This window comes from Roseicella aerolata, from assembly GCF_020523605.1.
GTDB classification, from domain to species: Bacteria; Pseudomonadota; Alphaproteobacteria; order Acetobacterales; family Acetobacteraceae; genus Paracraurococcus; species Paracraurococcus aerolatus.
In genome coordinates this window covers 1-1,672 of record NZ_JAJAQI010000135.1, presented here as the reverse complement: position 1 = coordinate 1,672, position 1,672 = coordinate 1, and the positions used below count along the sequence as shown (strand labels likewise).

Here is a 1,672-nt window from a genome sequence, read left to right as displayed (position 1 = left end):
CCACTCCTCGATGCGCGCGTTCCAGTCGTCAGCCAGAAGGAGCACGTCGCCCCGCTCCGCCTCGTCCAGGAACTCGGCCCCGGCGACGAGCGCGGCGATCGCCACCGCCAGGGTGAAGGGGTTGATCCCGGCGGTCTCCTCCCAGCGATCCTGCTCCGTCGCCGGGCCGTGCCGCACCAGATAGGCCAGCGCCCGTCGCACCATATCCTGCGCCTCGATGCCGCCGAGGGCCTCGCGCTCGGCGAGTGCCGCGGCGAGCAGGACGGGGAAGCCGACCTCATCGAGCTGGATGCCGCCCCAGCGCGGTGTGCCGCCCAGCCACTGGTTCTGCGCCCAGCGGCCATCGTCGAGCTGCGTGGCGATGAGATAGCGCAGGGCGTCACGGGCCTCCTCGGCCGCCCCGAGTTCCAGGAGGGCGCCGGCGCTCTCCACGAGGTCACGCGGCCAGACGAGGTGGTAACCGCCGGGGTCGTCCGTGCTGTTGCCCCAGGGGACGCTGAGGCTCGCCACCATGGCGCCCGGGTAGGTCTTGTCCTGGTGCGCCTTGAGCACCATCGCCGAGAGATGGACCTGCTCGTGGAACTCGCCCGGCAGGCCCGTCGCGTGCGCTTTCTCGGTGTGCCATGCCTGCCAGGCGCGCACCTGCTCGCGCCAGACCGCCTCGAAGGGCCGCGCGAGCGCCGAGATCGCCAGCGTCGCCGCGGCCTCCTTGCCGCTGCCGAAGCCGAGCGCGAGCACGGAACGGCGCGGCAGCTTGCCCATGAGGGCCACGTTGCCCGGCCCCGCGCGGTCATAGGCCCAGGTCATCACGCCGTTGCGGGCGAAGTCCTGCCAGCCGTCGCTGATCCCGACATAACCGGCACTCGCGCCGCGCCAGGCATCCCGCTGTCCGGGGTCGGCCGCCGCCAGGGCAAGACCGAACGGCCCCTGCTCGGCGCAGAGCACCACCCGGCCACGGTTGGTGAACACCTCGGCCCGGTTGCCGCTGCCGGTGCCGCCCAGATGCGGCGCGAGCAGCGCGTAGGGCGCGAGGTCCGGGTCGCCCTTCAGGTCAAGCTCGACGAGCAGGACATCCCGGTCCGGGTCCGGTGCGATGCGGAGCGCGAGCTCGAAGCGGCTGTGCCGGTGCAGGATCTGCACCGCCGGGATGCCCGGGCCGGGCGTGGCGATCGTGTAGTCGGCGCCGCGCTTGACCTCGCTCCAAAAGCCCTTGCCGTCTGCGACGATGAAACCGAGGTCGCGGATCTGCGGGAGGTCCACCCGCGGCCAGTAGACCTCGTTGACGATGCCGTGCCCAACCGTGAACCACAGGCGCGACGGGCCGAGGCTCGCGCCGACCATGTCCTTGTCGCTGCTGGTCCAGGTCGGCGGGATGCCGGGGGCGCCAGGGGCTTCCATCGGGGTTCCTCTCCACAGTGGCTCGGCCGGACGGGCTCGCGGGGCAGCCGCCAACATCGGGCAGAAGTCGAAGGCAAGCAGCATGGCAGCCCGTCGGAGCGGCGGTGCCACCCCTGGCGGCCACTCCCCCTCCGCGGGTTCGCGCGCCCTGAGGCCGGCGCCCTGGACCAGTTCCGACGCCCGGCGCACCCCGGCCCTCCGGAGTACGACCAACTCCGGAGCGGACGCGTCATTCCGCGGCCACGCCGCCTGCCGGTCCGCCTTCCGGCAGGCC

Annotated in this window: 1 protein-coding gene; it reads right to left on the bottom strand. The window is 73.0% G+C overall.

Annotation, left to right across the window (positions count from 1 at the left end; all coding sequences use genetic code 11):
- Window positions 1-1,398, bottom strand: a 1,398-nt coding sequence (locus tag LHA35_RS28160; RefSeq protein ID WP_226615018.1) for a glycoside hydrolase family 15 protein, incomplete at its 3' end; no start/stop codon positions are given.
- Between the last annotated feature and the right edge of the window lie 274 nt (window positions 1,399-1,672).